This is a genomic window from Neorhizobium lilium (assembly GCF_004053875.1).
In the GTDB taxonomy this organism is placed as follows: domain Bacteria; phylum Pseudomonadota; class Alphaproteobacteria; order Rhizobiales; family Rhizobiaceae; genus Neorhizobium; species Neorhizobium lilii.
This window is the reverse complement of record NZ_SBIP01000001.1, coordinates 868311-890534: the sequence shown is the minus strand read 5'-3', so window position 1 is coordinate 890534 and position 22224 is coordinate 868311. Positions and strand designations below refer to the sequence as shown.

Below are 22224 nucleotides of genomic sequence, written 5' to 3'. Positions count from 1 at the left end.
GGCTGAGCGGAGAATGGTGTCTCTCGTCCATCGGATTCGGCTTCAGGTCCGAAGGTGGTGGGGATACTTCGCTTCGAGCCGAGCCGTTGAGGTGAAGCTCGCGACGGATCGCGTGGAGAGCAGCATGCTGCTGTATCCACCTGCTAACAGTCAATCGCCCGGGTTTTGCATGGCCTTTGGCATGTTCCGACCAAACCACTGCAGATTCTTTATTGTCACTCTTTGAACATTAGATCGGCCATCTTGGCTTCATCGGTCTTTGCCCCAACCCCATCGCCTGCCTGGCGCCGGGCGCTGAGCGGAAGCCGTAGAGGCCGGCATCGCCTGGCGAGAGCTGCAGCCCCGTGTCGAAGTCACTCAGGGCATCATCGAAGTCGCCGTCGTCGAAGTAGGCGAGACCGCGATTGGTTAGCGCATGCACTGAATGAGGATCGACGACAAGTGCGCGGTTGAGGTTGGCGAGAGCTTGGCCTGGTTGACCAAGCCAGCTTAGGATGGAGGCCCGAGTGACAAAGAAATCCGGCTGCGATGGATCGAGGCGGATAGCTATGTCAATTTCGTTCGGAGCAGCTGGGAGATTGCGGCTGTTGAGCAGGTTGGCCTTGCCACGCCGCCAATAGGCGGTTGCAAGGTCCGGAGCGAGCGCAATGGCACGCCCATAGTCAGCCAGTGTCCGCGCGTAAGCTTCCTCTTGTCCCGGTGCATCAAGATCCGCCCGGTCAAGAAGGATTTCTGCAAGGTCGCGGCCTTTAAGACCGGAAGTCTCGACCAGTTGGTCGCAGGCCTGCAGCGCCTGGTCATGGCTATGGATGATCTTACTGACGTCGATGCCAGACTGCTCGCGCATGTCGGGACTACCGTCACGGCACAAGCTTACGATGGGGCGCTATTGGCATCTCCGCCCCGAGCGGTATGGCCTTTCGGACGTCTTTTTCGGCCGCTTCCACCGGGAACGTTACGACAGTTGGAAGTCCAGCCATAACAAAGACGAGCAGTGCACGAAGCTGAGCCGGCATGATCAATTCCTTTTACAGAAAGCCAATATCCGATCCTGCTGGTGGCTGGTCTTCGCCGAATTAAAGAAGACTTCCCAGAACTAAAGCACGCTGACGTTCTCAGCCTTCGATTTCCCGGTCTTGCGGTCCTGGCCCACCTCGAAGGTGACTTTGTCACCTTCTCTGAGCGAGCCGCCGCGCTGCAACGAGGACACATGAACGAAGACGTCCTGTCCACCGTTTTCGGGCGTGATAAAACCAAATCCCTTGTCGTCGTTGAAAAATTTGACAGTACCCGTAGCCATGACCACTCCTCTTCAATCTCGTCGCAATTGACTTTGCAACTGTTTTTTACAGCGCCAATGGTTGCCTATCAACCGCCGGGAACACGATAATGGCGGATCATCGATTTTTAGAATAGTTGCACGGAAGGAAGCCGCATTGGCCCAGCACGACGACTACCGCATTGAGCTCCATGTCCCAGGTGTCGACGATTATCTGCGCCTACGGCAGGCGTCAGGCCTCAGCACTTTTTCGAGAGAGGCGGCTGAAAAGGGATTACCCAACTCGATCTTTGGCGTCTGCCTGATGCACGGCGGTGCGGTCGTCGGCATGGGGCGAATTATCGGAGACGGAGGCTGTTTCTTTCAGGTCACCGACATTGCGATCATGCCTGAGCATCAGGGCAGGGGGTTAGGCAAGATGATCATGGCCGCGCTGACGGATTATATCGAGAAGCAGTTGCCGAAGACCGCCTATGTCAGTCTGATTGCCGACGTCCCGGCAAACCGCCTCTACAAGCAGTTCGGTTTCGCTGAAACCGCACCGCGTTCGGTCGGGATGGCGAGAAAGTTGTTTGATAATAGGTTATAAACCTCCAAGGCCGTGAGCTGAAATCCGAAGGTTGCATGTCTTGAGCGCGAAGGCCCAATGATGGGGGAGGGTTGACGTTTGCCGGTCCCTCAATCAGCTGGCCATGTCCGACATCGCTGCATTGCTCCCTGTCCTGCGATGAACGGGCTCGCGATCTGCCCTTCCGCTTATTTTGCAGATGCTGCCATCGCTAAGGCGGTATAAGGTAATGCTTTGGGTCCAAAAATATCCTGACCATGCCAGTCTTAGTGCGACAAGAGCTTCAGCATTCAACGACGGACGGCGACTGGTCGCTGGCCGGAAGTCTACGCCAAGCTCTAGATTGACGCGAATGCCGAGATCGCGCCCTATCATGACCAGTAGATCCCAGTACCAGCGCGCGGTCTGCTGGTGGATTGGGCCGATGCCCTTGTATCGGAAAGAAATCCTTTAACCACTTCCTGCCGACACCTTCGCGCCAAATCTTTCGAACGCTTGCTTTCAGCCTTGGCGGCGGTCCAAGCGGCTAGCAGCAGTTGCGGCATCGTTTCAGGACCGCGCTTCTCCAGTGGAGGACAGTGACGCGCGTATTGGCCTCGGGTCCCGCTTGTTTCATCGCATCAGTAGGTACAAATCCTAGGCTTGGAATTGTAGTGATGACCGGGTATGAGGGCGGCTATAGACTGCTGGCACGGTGATCGCTATTCGCGCCGGACGGCACGTCGCAAAACCTTCCGGTAGATTATCCAAGGCCTCTTCAATTGAAAAAAATCCAGCGTAGCTTTGTCGTCGAGCACAAACATGGTCGACGGAAAGCCGATCTCAAGTCCAACTCGATCTGGGGCAATATGGATCTCAAATCCTTGGCGCGCCGTGTGAAGGAAGAGACAATGCCTTTTCCGTCCGCTACCCCGCACGATAGCATAACGGAGCGTAAAGCATCTTCACCGGAGATGTTTCCTGCGATACCTTCATTGACACGCCTGCCTGCGCAGCTGAAAACTGCATCAGATGCACAGGAGACGAGTATGGCCGACGAAACCGATACAATGACCCATGCTGAGGCTGAAGCGCCGGCCGTTGAGACGCCCATTGCGCCAAAGCAGCAGCGTAAACCTCGTGCCAAGAAGGCCGCTCCCGAAACTGCGGCCGCTTCGAAGGGCATTCCGGGGAAGCAGAAAAGGGGTCCCAAGATAAAGGGTATCGATGGCGCGGATAGTGCAAAGCGCACATATGTGAAACGTTCCCCGAGGGCTGCGCAGACGTCGACCTCTGCAGAGACGGCGGCGATCGACGCATTGACGGATCTGTTGCAGCTCGAAGAGGAAAACCAGAGACTGCGCAAGTTGCTGGCCGAAAAACTTCGTGCTGAAAACGCCGATCTGCGAAGGCGTCTTGAACTCGATTGATTGACGGCAGGCTGCCAAGCCTGGGCCGCATTCTATGTATGTCAACGTGCATTGGCGGCGGTGCAGCTGTCGCCATAGCCGTAACCCCCAGCTTGGATGTGGGATAGAACGCGAGGTCGAAGAGATGGCGTCTCCATGGAATTTCTTGCTCGACTGGTATCGTCAAGAGGTGAGCGAAAGCGGGACGACGCGGTCGACGACGGCAAGCCGGCCGCACTGGCGATTGCCGGTCAGATGGACACGCCTGCCGAGGAAGACTTGAACGCGGTGGATCCGCCTGCAAGCGCTGAGCCGCCGCGGGATCAATCCGATCCTGACTCCGCCACGCCTGCTCCGGCGGCTGATTGCCTGGACGGGAAGTTGGATGAAGTCGGGGATCCAGCTTCACTTGACGATACCAATATTGTCGTTGCTCGCACGAGCAACGACGCGAAGCGCGAACAGGCTGCCGCGGCCCCGCCGGTCAAGCGGGCAAGTCGTGGTAGGAAAACAGAGCCGGCTGAGGTCGTTTCGCATGTCTCTCCAGTCGTGCCTACTGCTGCGGATGATGCGACAACCTTGATCAAGAGATCGGCGCGCTGAGGCATCAGTTGGCGAGCAAGCTTCAAATTCAGAATACGCAATTGAGGAAGATGCTGGAGCGGTTCGAACGATGAATGCGACACAACGTCTTCCGTTTGAGCCTTTGCTGAGTGCGATGGTGCGCGGATAAATATTATTACGAAAAGAACATGATCGTGCCAATCGCCCCTGGGGCGACCGCGGTTCCTCCCAGTCAGACTTAATGGCCCAGATCCATTCAAGACGCAGACGTCGCTCCTCTGATTTTCAAAGAAGAAGCAGCATCTTGGCTCCGGCGATCCGGTCGATGGGCGGGAAACTATAGCGGCGGAGATGACGATCGTGGCTTCTTCAGTCCATTCACTGGTAAGAAAAGCTGGCGTCGGCGTGATCGATTTCGATCGGCACTTTTAAGACGCCCTATTAATTTTGGCTAGCAAATCAGGCGGTATGTTCCCAGGAAGCGTCACATGCTCGAGAGAAAGCTCTGATGCCGCTCGGAGCTAGCTGTTGGCGTTGCGCCCGCAGTGTCCATGTGGGCAGGTCTTCAAAAAAATAGGCGATCTGGGTCTCCATCACCCTTGCGATGTCGTGCAGCATCGACGCGCTCACCCGGTTGGCGCCACGCTCATATTTCTGGATCTGCTGGAAGGTGATGCCAAGTTGGTCGCCAAGCGTGGTCTGCGACATCCCTAGTTGAGCGCGACGCATTCGCAGACGACGGCCAACGTGAACATCGACCGGGTGTGGGCCTTCTTCTTTTGATATGCGTCTGCTCATCAACTTCCTCTCGCCGCGGCTCCAGCTGCGCACCCGTTGTGTTATGGCTTTGAGTATCATACGATTTTAGGAATTGCACCGCGGTGCAATGAGGATCGGCCGCCGGTAGCGTTCCCGGGGCCTCCACCGCTTGGGCAGGCTTGGCCGTGTCATAGGCGGTGTAGCAGCATTGACCATTTCACTCCCAGACGTCTGCGGTCGGTTTTCCAAGTGCCCAGGGATGCTTGCCGCCGATAATGGATTTGTACGAGTCATTATAGAGATAGATCAGCTCATCGCCCCAGCCGATCCAGATCGGCTGCCGGGATAAGAGCATGATGCGCACTGCGGTCTTGAGGCTCTGCGGCCAGTCCTTGGGCGAGCCAAGCGACGTGGCTCGCCAATCGTGATTGCGCATAAGCGCACCCATTTCGCCACGGCCGGAGAGAAAGTCCAATTCCGGCTGGTTAGGCGAGGTCGCAGTGATGGGATCGTCGCTCAACTCAGGCTCCTTAAACTCGACCTTGGCATGCTACAACAGTACCGACTCACATTGATTATCCATCATTAGAGAAATTGGAAGATGCCGCGGCGAATGGCGGTCAATTTTCCGGATTTCTCAGCTCGCCCAGGACCTTGAGACTGAAGTAAGTCACTGAAACTTTCCGTTCTCTACCTGCCCGTGATAAGGTAAAGGCCTGGCGCGAGCGTTGTTATTTCTACGCAATCATAAAGCGCGCTTGGCGGCAAAATGTGCATAAACGCATGGCGGTAGGCCGGAGACGACAGGCAGTCTACCTCGGTCCTTTATGGGGCTTTTCCAAACATCAGTTCTGCCATTTTCGCCTCATCGGACTTTGCCCCGGCCTCGTCGCCTGCCTGGCGGCGAGCGGCGGACCGGAGTGCGTAGAGGCCGGAATCGTTGGGTGCGAGATGGAGGGCGGCATCGAAATCGGCGAGGGCTCGAGTTATGTCGCCATTGTTGAAGTAGGCCATGGCGCGGTTGGTCAAGGCGTGCACGGAACGCGGGTCACGTGAGAGGGCTCGGTTGAGGTCGGCTAACGCAGGATTGGGCTGTCCAAGCCAGCTCAGGATGGAAGCCCGTGTAATGTAGAATTCCGCCTGCGAAGAATCACGGCGAACAGCTTCATCCAGATTTTTCAGCGCCTCAGGCAGGTTGCGACCATAGAGGAGGTGTGCCTTGCCTCGCCGCCAATAGGCGACGGCGACGTCCGGCGCTAGCGCGATGGCGCGCTTATAATCGGCCAATGCCCGCGCATAAGAATCCTTCTCGCCCGGCGCCAGAAGATCCGCCCGGTCCAGCAACGCTTCTACAAGGTCACGATCCCGAAGACCGGAGGTGTCGACCAGCCGGTCGCAGGCTGTACGCGATTGCTCGTAGCTTTGAAGGATTGCGCTGTCATCGGCGCTAGGCTGAGTCGAGGTCGCAGCACTGCCGTCGCGACATAGTTGCCAGAGGCTCGCCGTTGGTGTGGCTGCGTTTAGAGGCACTCGCTGAGGAAGATGGCTTCCCGTTACTGCTGGAAGTGCAACCGCGACAATCGCCAAGCCAACCGCAGCGACGGTAACCGCAATGCGAGGCCGATATCGCAAGATGCAACCTCCACCCGGTCCGGAACGAGCCTCCTGAATTTAAAGTACGCTGACGTTCTCAGCCTTCGATTTCCCCGTTTTGCGATCCTGACCAAGTTCGAAGCTCACCTTGTCGCCTTCTCTAAGCGAGCTGCCGCGCTGCAACGATGACACGTGAACGAAGACATCCTGTCCTCCGTTTTCGGGCGTGATGAAACCAAAGCCTTTGTCGTCGTTGAAAAATTTAACGGTACCGGTAGCCATGACAGTTCCTCGTGAATTCCCGAAGTCTTTTCGACTCCGTGAGTGGGTTTTACAGCGGCAGTGATTGTCTATCAACCGCCGACGGCGCGATAACGCCATCGCGCAAATTATTCCGGTTTGTGCACTTGAGGGAATAACATTGACCCATCAGGTGCGCCGCAACCACGGTCTCATCCTCAGCGATTTTTCCATTGATCCATTGTTCGCTGTGGAGAAGATCTGGGTATACGCAGCCGCCTAGCCTATTGGGGCCGCCGCAGGAGAAGCGTTGCGGTGATTTTATCGTCTGGGGCGAGGGAGCATCTGGATGAACCTGTCAAACACCGAAACGTCGTAACGGTAAGGATTTGGAGTATGCTCTGCCGCAGGAAGAGTCTCCGATAATTCCCAGTTCAATCTTCCAGACAGAACTTTTTCAATGGTTTCGTACCAGACGACGAGCGAGGCGTGGAGCCTGAGATGCAGGTCGAAATTTGGTCGAGATCTGGCGGCGTCATGATCTTTTTGTGCCTGAGCGACGTCGGGGTCAATTTTCTTGAAGAGATAGTGATCGGCAAAGCCCAGACGCTGATCCTGGAGCGCTTGCCGGGTGAACTTCAGCTGCGCGGTCCAATGGGACTCAGCAACCTCCCCGATCTGCCACATTGCCCAGATAAAATGAAGTTTCAGCGGATCTGTGTCGCAAACGGCAACGCCTTGCGCCCGCTCCATCGCGACGGCGTCAGACCACCGCTTGGCATTCCAGTCCGTCCATATCCTTGCAGCTTCCCCCGGGCCTGCTTGTCGGTCGGGCCGCTTCTCGGGGTAGCTTTCCTTGATCAGAAACTGCGCAGCGTTCTGGTGACACCAGGTTGTTTTGCCTGCGGCACTGATGCCTTCAACAACGACGATCATTTGTGGCTTAGGTTCATCCGGTAGACGTGGTTCGGTCGCGGACGTTTTTGACTCAAATCTTACGATGATGCAACGCCGGGCGGGACACGAACGGCCTTAGGCTCTATCGGAGAAGAGCCGTCAGCGGGTGGCATACGTTTAGCTGGAAGGGTTTACTGAATAGCCGGCTTAGATAAATGCATGATCTGCACAACGACACATTGAAGGTGAAAAGCCGTAACTTTTCCCCGACAGGCATCCCTATCGGGCGGCTTAAGCAAGTATGTTCTCGATTTCCCGACGCTGCATGGCGTGCTTGTCAGGGTTCTGCTGCTTTAGCTTTGCAAGATTGAGCAACTTCCACCGGACTGCCGGCAGTGCCGCCGCCTGCGGCAGCCCGATGGCATCGAAATCCGGCTCCGTATCGTGGAGAGTAAGCAAGAACCGCATCGCTTTCTCATCGAGCCGGGCTCGAAGGTCATCTGTGAGCCGGGCCCGTGCGTTTTTCAGTTCGATCAGGCTGACAGGTTCGATGGTCATCCCTTCGAATTCTTTCACGAAGGCTTCTTCGAGTTCGGACAATGACGGCCTGATGAGCTCATGCGGGGGGCGGCCGGAGCTTGCGACGTAGATGAGGAAGGTCCGAAACAACGCATCGGTGAGCCCTTCATTATGGTAGAGCAGCTTCACGTCGAAGAGATCGCGCGGATGCTGACGGTCCACGGCGGCATGAAGCTTGCCACCAAAAAGATCCTCGAATGACACGACCTGCATTTCGGCAAAGCCGAACGCCTCGGCCACGCCATCCGTGACGGCCCGCAGCTTCGCAGGATGCACCGTTCCACGCGCGACCGGCGAGGTCTCGATCTTGATTTCGGTCGTACCCTGCCGGACGAGCACCCGCGTGTCATTGTTACCGCCGCCGGCGATACGCTGGACATCTACGCTCCGCAGGTTTTTCAGCAGGCCGTCGCGAATGCGGTCGAGCGCGGCGTCGATACCGCTGAGCGTCGTTTCCCGATCCTCGATGGGAAGGTAGGTGAGGTCGATATCGACCGACAAGCGAGGCATATCCCTGTAGAATAGGTTGATGGCCGTTCTCCCCTTGAGAGCGAAGACATCCTGCCGCGCGATATAGGGCAACGTCCGGACTAGCAGTTCGACCTGCCGCATATAGCGATCACGCGCCATCGACATTCTCCTTTGGCAGCAGGTCGGCAGGGACCGTTGCGCGATAAATCGGGTGGAGCCTCCCGCCTGGAACGAGTGCTCGATCGCCCCGTCCCATATCGATCTGCGATCTGTCGATATGCTTGAGCCAAGCATGCGCGTGCTTGTCGGCATAGACGAAGAAAAGGCGTTTCACCTTCACGCTGCGACACTGGGCCAACAGCGTCGTCAACATTTTCGGGCGCAGATTGACCATTCCCTCAAACACCATGTCGATGTTGTGAAAGCTCTCGTTCTTCGGAAGTTCATCGAGAATCTCCAGTATCGCCCGCTCTGCAGACGACATTTTGATAGGCCAGCGCCACGGGCTCATGGCCAGTTCCTCATCTGGATTATCGGAGAGGCTGAATTCGCTGTTCTCCACGCCGTTGTTCTCGTCGGAGAACAGTCCATGACCTCGTCGGACGAACCTGGCTTCGGTTGTCAATGTCATAAGCCAGTCAGGTATATCGGAGCCATAGAGGTAGACGCGCGTATTGCCGCCCAACTGCAGGTAGTGGGAATGGCCGCGCAATCCAAGCGCGGTCAGACCTCCAACATGAAATGCATGTCCCATGATCCATTGCGCGGATAACAAGGGAATTTTCCAGCCCGTGACGGCTTCCGACGTTTCTCTTGCCGAAAATGGGCGTCGGTAGACGCCTGTCGCGACCCGCTCGAGCCAACCCTGTTTGATATACGCCGATACGGATTGCCGTGAGATCGCATGACGTGCCGTCCAGGCCGCATCGACAAGGAAGCCCGGTGGGACTGATTGGATCAGGTACTTTAGCTTCGGCGTTGGCTGTTCATTCATAATAGACATTATGGCCAGAGTTCAAAGTGAATATCAAGGTGACTTTAAAAACTATTGAATTTGTCAACCTTGGATTGACAAAAATCGATAGTGTCAAAGTCCCGTGTCGGTCAATACGACAGCGCCCTGTTCGTCGGGTTTTAACCCTCCACGCCAAGGGTTCAACCTGCGCGCCGTCGCACTGATGCGATCGATGATCACCTGGCCGACAAAGCGAACGCTGTTCCTGTGCCGAAGTCTCCCATTGGAAGACAAAGCCGTTCCTTATCTTCACGTCATTCCGGTTGATGGCAGTCCGGATGATCTGGACGAAGGTCAGTGCGGCGAGATCGAATACCAATCTACTCCAACCATTGGCGTTGCCAAACCCAGCTCTCTTGTCTGGCATCCCTAATCCAGTCCCGTCCTTGGACGGTCAACCCGCAGGGGGTTCGCAGCTACTGCGACCTCTCTGGCTGCGCCGCCGAGGTGACCGCGGTCAGGCCCGGATCGAACGGGCGCCATCGAGCGGGGATCGGCCCCGCCACTGGATGGAGCATCACATGTCGGATCTCAGCCTCGCACAAAACCACGCACTCGATCTTGCCCGGACCCTGATGGTCCCGGTCACCCTCTTCGAGGTGGATGGAGAGATCGGCGTCATGCCTTCCGCCGAGTATGACGGCGATGAGGACGCCATCATCAACGAATACGATCCCTTTGCCTATGGATCGGCTCATTGAGCCGATCACCCCTTCCGGGGAGCGCGTGCCGCTTGCGCTGATGCGCGCGCAAGGGAGGCTTCGCCGCGAGCTTGTCCCGCAGATCTGCACATTGCGAACCGCGCCCTTGCGCGCTTCCATCTTCGCGGCCTGGGCGCGGCCAGTCCGAAAGGTCATGGAAACTAAAGGAGGCAATATGGATAAGAATGACATCGAAGAGCTGCGTACCCGGGTGGCTGCGCAGCCGTGCTTGAGCATGAGGGCTTCGGGATAGACAGGAAAGAGAGCACGCGCCGGGCAGTCAAATTCCGCCGCGACGACGACATCATCATCGTAATACACGACGATAGGGGCTGGTTTGACGCCCGCTCCGACGCCAAGGGCGACGTTTTCGCGCTCGCAAGCTATCTCCATGGGATCGGCTTTGCCGAGGCCCTGGCGGCTATTGGGGAGCTGGTCGCATTCCAGCCCACCGCAGCGACCTGGGAGAAGCCTCTTCATCAAACGCAAACATGGGCTTCGATCGCTGACCGCTGGCGCCACAGAAAACGGCCATGGCGCGCTTCGGCGACCTGGAGGTATCTGCATCAATGCCGCGCCCTGCCATGGCAAGTCATCTCGGCAGCGATCGAGGCAGACGTTCTGCGCGAAGGACCATATGGCTCGATGTGGGCAAAACATGTCGATGAGGCTGGCGCCGTCATCGGCTGGGAGGAGCGCGGTCCGGACTGGCGCGGGTTTTCCACCGGCGGGGCCAAGGCGCTTTTCCGGTTTGGAATGAATGACGCTCGTCGGATCTGTGTCACGGAGGCGGCAATCGACGCGCTCAGCCTGGCGGCGATTGAGCAAACAAGACCCGACACGCTTTATGTCAGCACAGGTGGCGGCTGGTCGCCGTTGACCGCTCAGGCGTTGGAGACCCTGGCTTCCGGAGAAGGCGCATGGCTGGTGGCCGCGACAGACAACAATGTTCAGGGTGAGGTCTTTGCCGATCGTCTGCGCCAGATGGCAGATCTCGCCGGTTGCGATTTCTCGCGGCTGAGGCCGGAAGCTGAGGATTGGAATGACGAATTGAAGGGTAGGAGGGAGAAAGGAGAGCTGCCGTATACGCGGACAGCGCATCAAGGGTGAAGCTGCCGCCCGCCTGACGGCGGCCCTTGACCCGCTGCCCGCGAAGCGCCGGCCAGGAGGGGTAATCAAAGGACTGAATAAGGAGGTCGATCAGGCTTCGCCTCAGTCCCAACCCCAAAGGAGCAGCCGATGTTCAATCCTCCTACCATCCGTAAAGTGTTCGAAGGTGTGGCCAGCCGCCACGAAATGTACGCCCTGTTCAATCGCCATAGCCAGTCGCCGTTCGACGATAACAGGATAAATGGTACCCGCTACGTCGGCGAATGGTTTGAGATATCCGAAGCAGATCACGACCGCATGTTCGAGATCCTCCCTCCGCTGTTTTACCGTGGCGACATGTTCGCCATGCGCGAGTTTCTGGCCGCCAGCGTCACCAGCGTATTCTTCGCCCTGCCGATCGATGATCGGTCCCGCTGGTTTCACGGATATTGCGACCTGGGCGATCGTCAGTCACCTGACCGGATGCGTGCCGAAATCATCACCCGCGAATCCCGCCCCGTGCGCGCGATGAACGACCAAGAAAAGCGCGATCACATCTGGAGCGCGACCGGTCCGGATTTCCGCGGCTATGCCGACGAACGCTTTCCGGCTGACCTGCGCAATCGCCAGATCGTGCTCGTCTATCCCTCAGCACAAGGCAAAATCTGGAAGCTGCTTGATGATCTGACCGACGAGGAGATCGCCGCGAAACTGCCGGTGCAGTTCCGCCTCTTAGCCGAAACTATCGCTGCCTGACGGCAGTCTTCACGTCCAAACCTCCACCATCCGCATCCTGGCAACACTCGCACCTGACGGTGAGTGTGCCTCGGCGCGCCCACTCACAGGAGTTTTCCAATGGCGCATGACGATCCTTTCACCATCGACCTGTTCGGCAATACAGCTCTCTCATGCGGCTTTGATCTCGGTGTCTGGAGTTTCTCCGCAGACTTCGGGACCGATGTCGAGCTGCGGACTTCGATGCCGGCACCAGACGCTCCCATTCTCAAGGAACGGAAGCCCTCACCGCAGATACGGAAGAATGTCGACTTCCGGCTGCAGGGTTCTCGCGGTCTTGCCAAGTCCTGGCGCGACAGGGCACGAGACAATATTGCCGCCATCCTGCTGGCCAACGAGATCGAGCGTCACGGAGTGCCGGCCCGACCTGACCAGCAGGCAAGGCTGATCAAGTTCACCGGCTTCGGCGCCTCGGATCTGGCCAACGGCATCTTCCGGCGGCCGGGCGAAGATGCCTTTCGCAAAGGTTGGGAAGAACTCGGCGGCAATCTGGAAAGTGCCGTTGCGGCAGGGGATTACGCATCTCTGGCGCGCTGCACCCAGTATGCCCACTTCACGCCGGAGTTTATCGTTCGGGCTATCTGGGCAGGATTGATCCGCATGGGCTTCAAGGGTGGCCGGATCCTTGAGCCGGGCATCGGCACGGGTATGTTTCCGGCGCTGATGCCGGATGCGCTTTCCAAGGTGAGCCACGTCACCGGTGTCGAGCTCGATCCCGTCACCGCCCGTATCGTTCGGCTGCTGCAGCCACGGGCCAGAATCGTCTGCGGCGATTTTATCCGCACCGACCTGCCCGACCATTTCGATCTGGCGATCGGCAACCCGCCGTTTTCTGACAGGACGGTAAAGAGTGATCGGGCCTTCCGGTCTCTCGGCTTACGGCTGCATGACTATTTCATCGCCAAGTCCATCCACCGGCTGAAGCCTGGCGGGCTTGCCGCCTTTGTGACCTCGTCCGGCACGATGGACAAGGCTGACGCCCGCGCCCGTGAACACATTGCCGGCATGGCCGATCTCATAGGTGCGATCCGTCTGCCCGAAGGCAGCTTTCGCGCCGATGCCGGCACGGATGTCGTTGTCGATATCCTCTTTTTCCGGAAGCGCCGGGCAGACGAGCATGCTGGAGACACCAGCTGGCTCAATCTCGCAGATGTCCAGGCGGCAGGCGAGGGCGATAGCGTCCGCGTCAACAGGTGGTTCGTTGATCACCCCCACATGGTGCTGGGCCGCCATGCGATCACGTCGGGACCCTTCGGCGAGACCTATACCTGCCTCCCGATCGGTGATGATCTCGAAACGAGCCTGAACGCAGCTATCGACCGCCTTCCAACCGGGATCTACGAGGGCGAGGTCGCCTCCATCGATTTCGAACTTGAGGATGAAGTGGTGGATGCGATGGCAGAGCGGCCTGATGATCCCAAGGTGCGCGAGGGCAGCTATTTCATTGGCAAGGGCACCGCCCTGATGCAGGTGGTCAACGGCACGAGCGTTTCCGTCGAAGTTCGCAAGGACCGGAGCACCGATGGCATCTTTGCCAAGCACGCCCTGATCATCCGCAAGCTCATCACGATCCGCGATGCGGTCCGGCTCATTCTCAAACTTCAAGAGCGCGATCAGCCCTGGACCCAGGCGCAGGTCTCGCTGCGTATTGCCTGGTCGAGTTTCGTACGGGAATTCGGCCCGATCAACTTTACCTCCATCTCGACATCGGAGGATCCGGAAACCGGTGAAGTCAGGGAGGTCCATCGCAGGCCGAATATCGCGCCTTTCCTCGACGATCCCGATTGCTGGCTGGTCGCCTCGATCGAAGACTACGATCTGGAGACGAATACAGCCAAGCCTGGTCCCATCTTTACCGAGCGGGTGATTGCGCCGCCGCCCACGCCAATGATCACCTCGGCATCAGATGCGCTCGCGGTTGTTCTGAACGAACGTGGCCATGTCGATCCCGATCATATCGCCGAGCTGCTGCACCGCGACGTGGAAGGTGTGATCGAGGAGCTGGGGGATGCCATCTTCCGCGAACCATCTGATGGTTCCTGGCAGATGGCCGATGCCTATCTGTCGGGTGCTGTCCGTTCGAAGCTGGTAACCGCACGCGCGGCCGCGGACCTTGATCCCGCATTCGCGCGCAATGTTGCGGCGCTGGAGCGTGTCCAGCCGGCCGATCTCCGGCCTTCGGATATCACCGCGCGCCTTGGCGCGCCGTGGATCCCGGCCGATGATGTCGTCGCCTTCGTCAAACAGACGATGGACGCCGAGATCTCCATTCACCACCTACCCGAACTGGCGACATGGACGGTGAATGCCCGGCAGCTGGAATGGTCGGCATCAGGCACCACAGAATGGGGCACGCACCGCCGCCATGCCGGCCAGCTTCTCTCCGATGCCCTGAACTCGTCCGTGCCGCAGATCTTCGACACCGTCCGCGACGGCGAGACCGAGCGCCGGGTGCTGAACACGGTAGAGACGGAGGCCGCCAAGGAGAAGCTCGCCAAGATCAAGTCCGCCTTCCAGTCGTGGATCTGGTCCGATCCGGATCGCACCGACCGGCTGGCGCGCGTCTATAACGACACCTTCAACAACATCGCGCCTCGATCGTTCAACGGCGATCATCTCCAGCTTCCCGGCGCCTCTGGCGCCTTTTCTTTGTATGGCCATCAGAAACGCGGCATCTGGCGGATTATCTCGGCGGGCACCACCTATTTGGCCCACGCCGTTGGCGCGGGCAAGACGCTGACGATGGCGGCTGCAATCATGGAACAACGGCGGCTGGGCCTAATCAACAAGGCGATGCTGGTCGTGCCCGGCCATTGCCTGGCGCAGGCCGCCCGCGAGTTTCTGGCTCTCTATCCGAGTTCCCGAATCCTGGTCGCCGACGAAACGAACTTTGTCAGGGAGAAGCGCCACCGTTTTCTGTCGCGGGCAGCCACGGCCAACTGGGATGCCATCATCATCACCCACTCGGCGTTCCGCTTCATCTCCGTACCCTCGTCGTTCGAGGCCCAGATGATCCAGGATGAGTTGGAGCTTTACGAGGAGCTACTGGTCAAGGTCGACAGCCAGGACCGGCTGTCGCGCAAGCGCATCGAACGCATGAAGGAGGGCCACAAGGAACGGCTGGAAGCGCTGGCTACCCGTAAAGACGATCTGCTGACCATCTCCGAGCTCGGTATCGACCAGATCATCGTCGACGAGGCGCAGGAATTCCGAAAGCTGTCCTTTGCCACCAACATGTCGACGCTGCGCGGAGTTGATCCGAACGGTTCGCAGCGCGCCTGGGACCTGTTCGTCAAATCCCGTTTCATCGAGACGAAGAACCCGGGCAGGGCGCTGGTGCTGGCCTCGGGCACCCCGATCACCAACACGCTCGGCGAGATGTTCTCCGTACAGCGGATGATGGGTCCGACAGCGCTTTCCGAGCGCGGCCTGCACGAGTTCGATGCCTGGGCCTCGACCTTCGGCGATACCTCGACCGAACTCGAACTGCAACCGTCGGGCAAATACAAGCCGGTCACGCGCTTCAGCCAGTTCGTCAACGTTCCGGAACTGATCGCCATGTTCCGATCCTTCGCCGACGTCGTGCTGCCCGCCGATCTCAGGACGTATGTGAAGGTTCCCGACGTCTCCGGCGGCAAGCGCCAGATCGTCACCGCGGAGCCAACCGTTGCTTTCAAGACCTACCAGAAGCAGTTGGATGCCCGCATCAAGGCGATCGAGATGCGTGACGGTCCGGCCAAGCCCGGCGACGACATCCTGCTCTCGGTCATCACCGACGGCCGTCACGCTGCCATCGATCTTCGTCTCGTCGATCAGGCGATGGGCAACGAGGAGGCCAACAAGCTGAACGCACTTGTCACTAACACCCATCGGATATGGCAGGAAACCGGGGCGTCGGAATATCGGCGCAAGGACGGCAAGCCGTTCGACCGGCCGGGCGCCGGCCAGTTGATCTTCTCCGATCTCGGCACGATCAATGTCGAGGCATCCCGCGGTTTTTCCGCATACAGATGGATCCGCGATGAGCTCGTCCGCCTTGGCGTGCCGGCTTCCGAAATCGCTTTCATGCAGGATTACAAGAAGTCGGATGCCAAGCAGCGCCTGTTCAACGACTTCAATGCCGGAAAAGTTCGCGTGCTGATCGGCTCGTCGGAAACCATGGGCACCGGCGTCAATGTCCAGGCACGGCTGAAGGCGCTCCATCATCTCGATGTTCCGTGGTTGCCATCGCAGATCGAGCAGCGCGAGGGCCGTATTATTCGCCAGGGCAATCAGCATGACGAAGTCGATGTGTTCGCCTATGCGACGCTCGGCAGCCTCGACGCCACCATGTGGCAGAACAACGAACGCAAGGCCCGCTTCATTGCGGCGGCACTATCGGGTGATACCAGCGTTCGGCGGCTTGAGGACATGGGTGAGGGGCAGGCGAACCAGTTCGCCATGGCCAAGGCCATCGCGTCAGGCGACGAACGTCTGATGCAGAAGGCGGGGCTCGAGGCCGAGATTGCCCGTCTCGACCGGTTGCGTGCCGCCCATATCGATGACCAGCACGCGATCCGCCGGCAGATCCGCGACGCCGAACGGGATATCGAATTCTCCAGCCGCCGGATCGAGGACGTGGGCAAGGATATTGAGCGTTTGGCACCGACCGCCGGCGATGCGTTTACGATGCAGATTGGAAACGCGGAATTCGATGAGCGCAAACTCGCTGGCCGCGCGCTGATGAAAGAGATTCTGACGCTGGTTCAGCTTCAGAAGGAGAAAGAGGTGATCATTGCCACCATCGGCGGCTTCGATCTCGCCTATCAGGGCGAACGGTTCGGCAAGGACGGCTATCGCTACGACACGGTGCTTCAACGAACAGGTGGCGGATACGAGGTTGACTTGGCTGTAACCACGACGCCGATCGGCGCCATCTCCCGGCTCGAGCATGCGCTCGGTAGGTTTGAACAGGAAAGAGAGAACCATCGCATTCGTCTGGTTGACGCCAAACGCCGCCTCATCTCCTACACGCCACGTCTGGGAGAAAGCTTCTCATTCGAAGCCGAGCTTGAGCTCAAGTTAAGCCAACTGGACGACATCGAAAGGGATTTGGCGGCAACCGCCGATGAACCAGAGGAGGATCGCCAGGAAGCCGCGTGAACGGCGGCATATTTGCGGTCACTTGAAACGGGTGTGGTCCATACACATTTATCGGCTATCACCCGTTTTGATGGTTTCCTGCTGTGGTGATTGCCGCGCGTTTGAAACTGTCCGGGTCGGAAAGGGCGCTCCCCGAAAGGGTCGAGCGCCCTTTCGTTTTTAAACTGCCCAGTAGGGCACGTATCGCGCATTTCTCTTTCCTTGGTCGGGATCGGCCGGTGCAATCCGCCCAAGCTTGATCGACTCGGCAATTATGGCAGAGACGGCCTGATAGTCCTCTGGGGCCAGCGAGAAGCGTTCTCGCAGGGTTGCGTTGCTCATATAGTCGTGGGTCAACCATCGAAGAACGCAGTGGAAAAAGCAGGCCCGCATCTTCTCTGCCTTTGACATCTGGGCAAATGCACGAGGAGCGAACAAAACCACCCGCATCGAGTTTTCAGAGGAAATGAAATCCGGCGCAGGCAGGTGACCAGCTTCTATTTCGATCAGCGTTTTGTCCAGACCGCCGCCACGCTCCTCACAAAGACCGAATGCGCGCATTGTCGATGCGAGTTTTTCATTGCGCGAGCGTCTCTCGTCAAGAATTCGGTCGGTGGCTATCAGTGAGTTCCCAGGATTGGTTACCTCGATACGGTTTTCGTAGATCTCGACAACCGGGCCGACGCCGCCGACTATGAAGTCCTGGTGAATCATGGCATTGGCAATCACCTCGCGGATTGCTGTTTCCGGGAAGTGCGGCACCATGCGCCGGACGCCATTGATGTATCGTTCTTCCTTGGGCAGGCGTTCCATTAGGAATCTCATCATCCCAGTGAAGCCAACTGCATAGCCTTTCTTACCTTCCTGCTCGAAATCCGATTTGGATTTGTCGCGTCCGATATATTTGATAATGCGTACTGCCTTCCCGGCAATAGACGGAAACAGCGTGACATCGCGCGCAAGCATGATCGCGCCGAGATTGGTGATGTCGTAGCGCCCTTCCAGGTTATCCAGCAGGAATCCATACTCGATCATTTTTCGAATAATTTCGTCCGGATTTTTCGGGCGGGGATCGCCTGTCAACTCGAAGAGGGGTTCGGGATCGAGTTGGGCGAATATGTCATCGGCGGTGGCGTTCGAAACAGCGACTGCACTCTCGAAGCGCCGACGACCAGTTGCAATCCAGAGAGATCTCTCGTGTTCGGGAAAATCGGAGAGTTTCTTTTTGTTTTCTCCAATGCGGATGAATTCCGCACCGCTGAATTTGACCGGCCGCTCATAGGACGGCTCGATGGCTATGAGGGAATAAGTCAGCCCGTCGCATTCGACATCCACGACATCGAGCATGATCCTCGGTTCAATCATTCGGCTCAGCCAATTGGTAAAGTCTTCGTTGCCATGCTTGAGTTGCTGCAGACGCAGGTCGGTACCGACCCGCTCCCTCGTTTTGTCCCGAACGCCGAAGACCATAAATGCGCGGTCACGCCCCGCTAGCATTGCGGCATTTGCAAGCGCTGAGACGTATTCCCCGATCTCACGTGGATCCTTGTTGTTGACCTTGAATTCGAGCCATGTGCTTTCGTTCGGTTCCTGCAACAAACGGTCGAGCAGGGCGCAGGGATTGTGGATCGGCATTCATGATCTCCTTTTATCCCCCTTATATCAGATTCGATGCGTTTCGTCCTTGGGCCAATGATTTTGGTTTGGGGAATGTTGAACAAAAACAGCGGCATCTGACCGGCGCAAATTGCCAAGTTTTTTATCGAGGTTTTGTCTGAAGGGCAGTCTGGATTGAATACCCAAATCGGGTCTCACAGTGGATTTTTATATCCCCTTTTTGTCGGAACCGACACAAACAACAAGTTTCAAACTTAAAAAATGAAATTAAAACAGAGGTTTGGAGGATTGAGTGATGAGGATCTTATATCAGAACTTCTTCGCAAGGACGGTCTAACGGCTGCCGGTTCCCTCAATCGCGCCGGTCGCCGAGACCGGGCCAGCTTGCCTCGCAAGGCAGGTGTGCCTCGCTCCTCCGCAAGCCAGGTCTGCTCCGGCGCAATTGCAGCCGCCGGCCCGTCCTGCGGTTCGGGAGGTGTCTTCGAAATGAAGATGAGGAGGCCAGGACAGTCCGTCCGCCCGAAGCTCAAGAGGTAATTCCCATGCAGTTGATTACAGCCGATCCGCGCAGCCTGAAGGACAATCCTGACCGGTCCCGCCAGTCGAAATCCTCACCACAGTCCGACGCGCTGTTGTGCGCATCGATCAGGGCCATCGGCGTCGTCCAGCCACCGATCGTCAAGCTCGATCCGGAAGGTGGCAACAGCTACATCATCGTTTTCGGTCACCGCCGTGCCGCACAGGCCATCGCAGCGGATCTCTCGGAAATCCCGCTTCTGCTTGCCGATCCCTCCGACGATCTCGGCGCCATGCAGTCCTTTGCGGAGAACATCGCCCGCGAACCGCTGAACCCCGTCGACCAATGGCGCGCGATCGAACGGCTGGTGGCTCTCGGATGGACCGAAGAGTCGATCGCCATGGCGCTGGCGCTTCCCAGCCGGCAAATCCGCAAGCTGCGGCTGCTTGCCAACATCCTGCCCGCCATGCTCGACCAGATGGCGCGCGGCGATATGCCGAACGAACAGCAACTGCGCACGATCGCCGCCGCCGGCCAGGACGAGCAGGCCGAGGTCTGGAAGAAGTACAAGCCGAAGAAGCAGGACCCGCAGGTCTCGTGGTGGGAGGTTGCCCGCGCGCTGACCACGACCAGGTTGCTCGCCAAGCATGCAAGCTTCGGTGACGATCTGGCCCAGGCCTACGGCATTACCTGGGTCGAGGACCTGTTTGCACCCGCTGACGAGGACAGCCGCTACACCACCGACGTCGAGGCGTTTCTCGGAGCGCAGCAGGAGTGGCTTGCCAACAATCTGCCAAAGCGCGGCTCGATCATCGAGGCCAATGAATACGGCCAGCCCAAGCTGCCTGCCCAAGCGCAACAGGTCTACGGCAAGCCCGGCAAGGGCGACCTGACCGGCTGGTACATCAACGCGCGCGATGGCTCGGTGCAGTCGGTTGCCTATCGCATGCCCGAAGTCAAAAAGCCCACACTGGTCAAGGATTCCGATGGTGTCGAAACGGTCGTCGAGGAGGTCGAAGCTCCGAAAGTACGGCCCGATGTGACCCAGAAGGGTCTCGACATGATCGGCGACCTGCGCACCGACGCTCTCCACGAGGCGCTTGCCCGCGCGCCGATCGAAGACGACACGCTGATGGCTTTGCTCATTCTCGCCTTCACCGGCACGAATGTCAGCATTGCCAGCGGCGCATCGGACAATCCCTATGGTCATGCGAAATGCGGGCCGCACGCCGCCCGGCTGATCAGCGAGGACGGCAAGCTGTCCTTCGATCGCGAGACACTGGTGCAGGCTGCGCGCTCGGTGCTGATCGAAGTCCTTTCTCTTCGGCGCAATCGTTCCGATAGCGGCCTGATTGCCCGCATTGCCGGCGACGCCATCGCGGCTGATCAATTCTTGCCCAATATGGGCACAGAGGACTTCCTCTCATGCTTGTCACGTACCGCCCTGGAGGCGACCGCGGAAACGGCAGGCGTGCCCGGCCGGATCAAGGTCAAGGATACCCGCGCGGCTCTGGTCGAGCATTTTGCCGACGGACGGCTGGTGCATCCGGCAGCGTTGCTCGCGCCATCCGCTGAGGAGGTGCGATCGTGGGCCGGACGCTACACCAGCGTCGACACCGGACTGGCGGATGCCGACGACGTTCCCGATACGCTCGAAGATCAGCTTTCCGCTGGTGACCTCGTGGACCATTCCGCCGCCGAGGAAGAGGCGGACGAGGGTTTTCGCGAGGCCGCCGAATAGCATCAGGAACAGGATTTGAACCGACGCCGCTGGCTGATGCCGGCGGCGTTTTCGTTTCCAGCAATCAGAAGGAGTTTGTCATGGCAGAGATCCATGATGACATGGCCGCGGAAAAAGCGGCCCATGAGACTGAACTACGGACATTGGACCGGCCGACGATACGGGCCGGAGCATCGACGCCATGGGGCATGGCGCAGATCTCGCGGCAATTCGCCAACGGTATCGTTCTGCATTCGACCGCCAGCCATGGTGGTTTCCATCTCGTCGAGAATGCCAATGCCATCGTCCATGCCCTCTATCGTAATGACGACGGATTCTACGAGGAGGATTGTGAATGGGCGAAGGTCGCCCATGCCCTTTCCGCAGCTGTTCACCGCCTATGAGCGGCGTCAGGCTGATCGCACACTTCGCGACACTTATCCTGATGCCTACGAGCGCGTGATGAGCGTCACACTGAAGGACGGTCAGTCGCATATTCGGGACCGACAGGAATTCGAAACGCGACATCGCAACGACTGGGTGGTCATCGCAGCCCTCAATTCCAATCACAGGCCCGGTTTCGTCGAATGCATCGCGACGCTGGGTGGGATCCGCGGCGAGACCGGTGAACGGCGATTTCTGGTTCCAGGCTCCGACTACGTGATCGGCCGGCATGGCTTCGTCATCGATCCACTCAATCACCAGCCATATGATGGTCCGTCCAGCTTCGTAACCTGGGCGGCAAGGCAATGACTGTCGCGTTCACTGGCAGCGGCGCTCCTCGAGATCATGTGATCGATGTCATCGCGTTCTATCAAGGCATCTGGGCACGGCAGCAGGATTGTCGCTCCCGGCGGGCTGAGCGGACACGACAAACGAAGGCGCCGTGGCGATGCAAAGCACGACATGGCCCGCCTACCGGTCACACTCGGCATATCAACGGCCAAGTGAGAGCCGGAAGCCCGGTCAAGGCGAGGGTGCGGTAAAGCATTGATCGAAGCGCGGAAGCCATGGCACGGGGCAACCGGCTTACACTGGAGTGTGGTGGAATCGAGATTTGTCGGTTCCCTCCCTGCCTGACGCGGCGTTGCCAAGAACGGATCGGCGATGGCGATTGCATCATGCTGTCGTGGACCAGATCGTCGGCCGGCACAGCACCTCGGTTTTGCTGCGGTCTGACATGGGCGCGTCCCGGTCAAAGGCCGTGTGCCACGCCGCGTTGCGGCAGGATCATCGCCTCGTCGCAGGGCAGGCCCGCGTCTGTCGCAGCCCGCTTAAAGGCGGGCAGCACCATCCGCAAACCTTCCCCGC

Annotated in this window: 19 protein-coding genes and 1 pseudogene; 10 read left to right on the top strand and 10 right to left on the bottom strand. The window is 58.5% G+C overall.

Annotation, left to right across the window (positions count from 1 at the left end; translation table 11 throughout):
* Positions 1 to 229 precede the first annotated feature (229 nt).
* Together EPK99_RS04080 and EPK99_RS04075 are read right to left on the bottom strand one after the other, a co-directional pair.
* A complete protein-coding gene (locus EPK99_RS04080; protein WP_128441325.1) occupies positions 230 to 847 on the bottom strand; it encodes a tetratricopeptide repeat protein in 618 nt (205 codons plus the stop codon).
* 249 nt (positions 848 to 1096) lie between these two features.
* Entirely contained in the window at positions 1097 to 1300 is a 204-nt protein-coding gene (locus EPK99_RS04075) for a cold-shock protein (RefSeq protein ID WP_128441323.1), read from the bottom strand.
* 136 nt (positions 1301 to 1436) lie between these two features.
* Between EPK99_RS04075 and EPK99_RS04070 the strand changes: the two genes are divergently transcribed.
* The 3 genes from EPK99_RS04070 (at position 1437) to EPK99_RS04060 (ending at position 3838) form a co-directional block, all read left to right on the top strand.
* A complete protein-coding gene (locus EPK99_RS04070) occupies positions 1437 to 1868 on the top strand; it encodes a GNAT family N-acetyltransferase (protein WP_128441321.1) in 432 nt (143 codons plus the stop codon).
* 740 nt (positions 1869 to 2608) lie between these two features.
* On the top strand, positions 2609 to 3256 hold the full coding sequence (locus tag EPK99_RS04065) for a transcriptional regulator (RefSeq protein ID WP_128441319.1): 648 nt from the start codon (positions 2609 to 2611) through the stop codon (positions 3254 to 3256).
* Between the two features lie 135 nt (positions 3257 to 3391).
* A complete protein-coding gene (locus EPK99_RS04060) occupies positions 3392 to 3838 on the top strand; it encodes a hypothetical protein (RefSeq protein ID WP_128441317.1) in 447 nt (148 codons plus the stop codon).
* A gap of 420 nt (positions 3839 to 4258) precedes the next feature.
* Here EPK99_RS04060 and EPK99_RS04055 read toward each other — a convergent pair whose 3' ends face one another.
* From EPK99_RS04055 to EPK99_RS04025, 7 genes and pseudogenes are all read right to left on the bottom strand, one after another.
* The gene (locus EPK99_RS04055; protein WP_128441315.1) at positions 4259 to 4597 is read right to left on the bottom strand and encodes a helix-turn-helix domain-containing protein; all 339 of its coding nucleotides are present in this window, start codon (positions 4595 to 4597) and stop codon (positions 4259 to 4261) included.
* A gap of 184 nt (positions 4598 to 4781) precedes the next feature.
* A pseudogene (locus tag EPK99_RS04050) lies at positions 4782 to 5033 on the bottom strand (hypothetical protein); the annotation flags it as partial.
* A gap of 350 nt (positions 5034 to 5383) precedes the next feature.
* Entirely contained in the window at positions 5384 to 6190 is an 807-nt protein-coding gene (locus tag EPK99_RS04045) for a tetratricopeptide repeat protein (protein ID WP_164901687.1), read from the bottom strand.
* A gap of 39 nt (positions 6191 to 6229) precedes the next feature.
* Positions 6230 to 6433 carry a cold-shock protein gene (locus EPK99_RS04040; protein WP_128441310.1) on the bottom strand — a complete coding sequence of 68 codons (204 nt, stop codon included), beginning with the start codon at positions 6431 to 6433 and terminating at the stop codon, positions 6230 to 6232.
* A gap of 279 nt (positions 6434 to 6712) precedes the next feature.
* Entirely contained in the window at positions 6713 to 7327 is a 615-nt protein-coding gene (locus EPK99_RS04035) for a hypothetical protein (protein WP_128441308.1), read from the bottom strand.
* A gap of 252 nt (positions 7328 to 7579) precedes the next feature.
* Positions 7580 to 8497, bottom strand: coding sequence for a nucleotidyl transferase AbiEii/AbiGii toxin family protein (locus tag EPK99_RS04030; RefSeq protein ID WP_128441306.1), 918 nt, complete (start codon positions 8495 to 8497; stop codon positions 7580 to 7582).
* On the bottom strand, positions 8487 to 9332 hold the full coding sequence (locus EPK99_RS04025) for a type IV toxin-antitoxin system AbiEi family antitoxin domain-containing protein (protein WP_128441304.1): 846 nt from the start codon (positions 9330 to 9332) through the stop codon (positions 8487 to 8489). Before EPK99_RS04025 ends, EPK99_RS04030 begins: the two co-directional genes overlap by 11 nt.
* 542 nt (positions 9333 to 9874) lie before the next feature.
* On the opposite strand from EPK99_RS04025, the gene EPK99_RS04020 reads away from it, so the two are divergent.
* From EPK99_RS04020 to EPK99_RS04005, 4 genes are all read left to right on the top strand, one after another.
* Positions 9875 to 10054: a hypothetical protein gene (locus tag EPK99_RS04020; protein ID WP_128441302.1), complete on the top strand. Its 180-nt coding sequence runs from the start codon at positions 9875 to 9877 to the stop codon at positions 10052 to 10054.
* A 225-nt stretch (positions 10055 to 10279) separates the two neighbouring features.
* Complete coding sequence (locus tag EPK99_RS04015; protein WP_342633728.1) at positions 10280 to 11164, top strand: DUF3991 and toprim domain-containing protein; 885 nt, start codon at positions 10280 to 10282, stop codon at positions 11162 to 11164.
* A gap of 129 nt (positions 11165 to 11293) precedes the next feature.
* On the top strand, positions 11294 to 11899 hold the full coding sequence (locus tag EPK99_RS04010; RefSeq protein WP_128441300.1) for a DUF1419 domain-containing protein: 606 nt from the start codon (positions 11294 to 11296) through the stop codon (positions 11897 to 11899).
* A 99-nt stretch (positions 11900 to 11998) separates the two neighbouring features.
* Entirely contained in the window at positions 11999 to 17080 is a 5082-nt protein-coding gene (locus tag EPK99_RS04005) for a helicase-related protein (protein ID WP_128441298.1), read from the top strand.
* 159 nt (positions 17081 to 17239) lie between these two features.
* Here EPK99_RS04005 and EPK99_RS04000 read toward each other — a convergent pair whose 3' ends face one another.
* Positions 17240 to 18694, bottom strand: a complete 1455-nt coding sequence (locus EPK99_RS04000) for an ATP-binding protein (RefSeq protein ID WP_128441296.1) — start codon at positions 18692 to 18694, stop codon at positions 17240 to 17242.
* A 524-nt stretch (positions 18695 to 19218) separates the two neighbouring features.
* Between EPK99_RS04000 and EPK99_RS03995 the strand changes: the two genes are divergently transcribed.
* From EPK99_RS03995 to EPK99_RS25610, 3 genes are all read left to right on the top strand, one after another.
* Complete coding sequence (locus EPK99_RS03995) at positions 19219 to 20934, top strand: ParB/RepB/Spo0J family partition protein (RefSeq protein WP_128441294.1); 1716 nt, start codon at positions 19219 to 19221, stop codon at positions 20932 to 20934.
* A gap of 80 nt (positions 20935 to 21014) precedes the next feature.
* Entirely contained in the window at positions 21015 to 21317 is a 303-nt protein-coding gene (locus EPK99_RS25615; protein WP_245455634.1) for a DUF7007 domain-containing protein, read from the top strand.
* Positions 21286 to 21666 (top strand): DUF7007 domain-containing protein, encoded by a 381-nt coding sequence (locus tag EPK99_RS25610; protein ID WP_245455633.1) that lies wholly within the window; start codon positions 21286 to 21288, stop codon positions 21664 to 21666. Before EPK99_RS25615 ends, EPK99_RS25610 begins: the two co-directional genes overlap by 32 nt.
* The last annotated feature ends 558 nt before the right edge of the window (positions 21667 to 22224 follow it).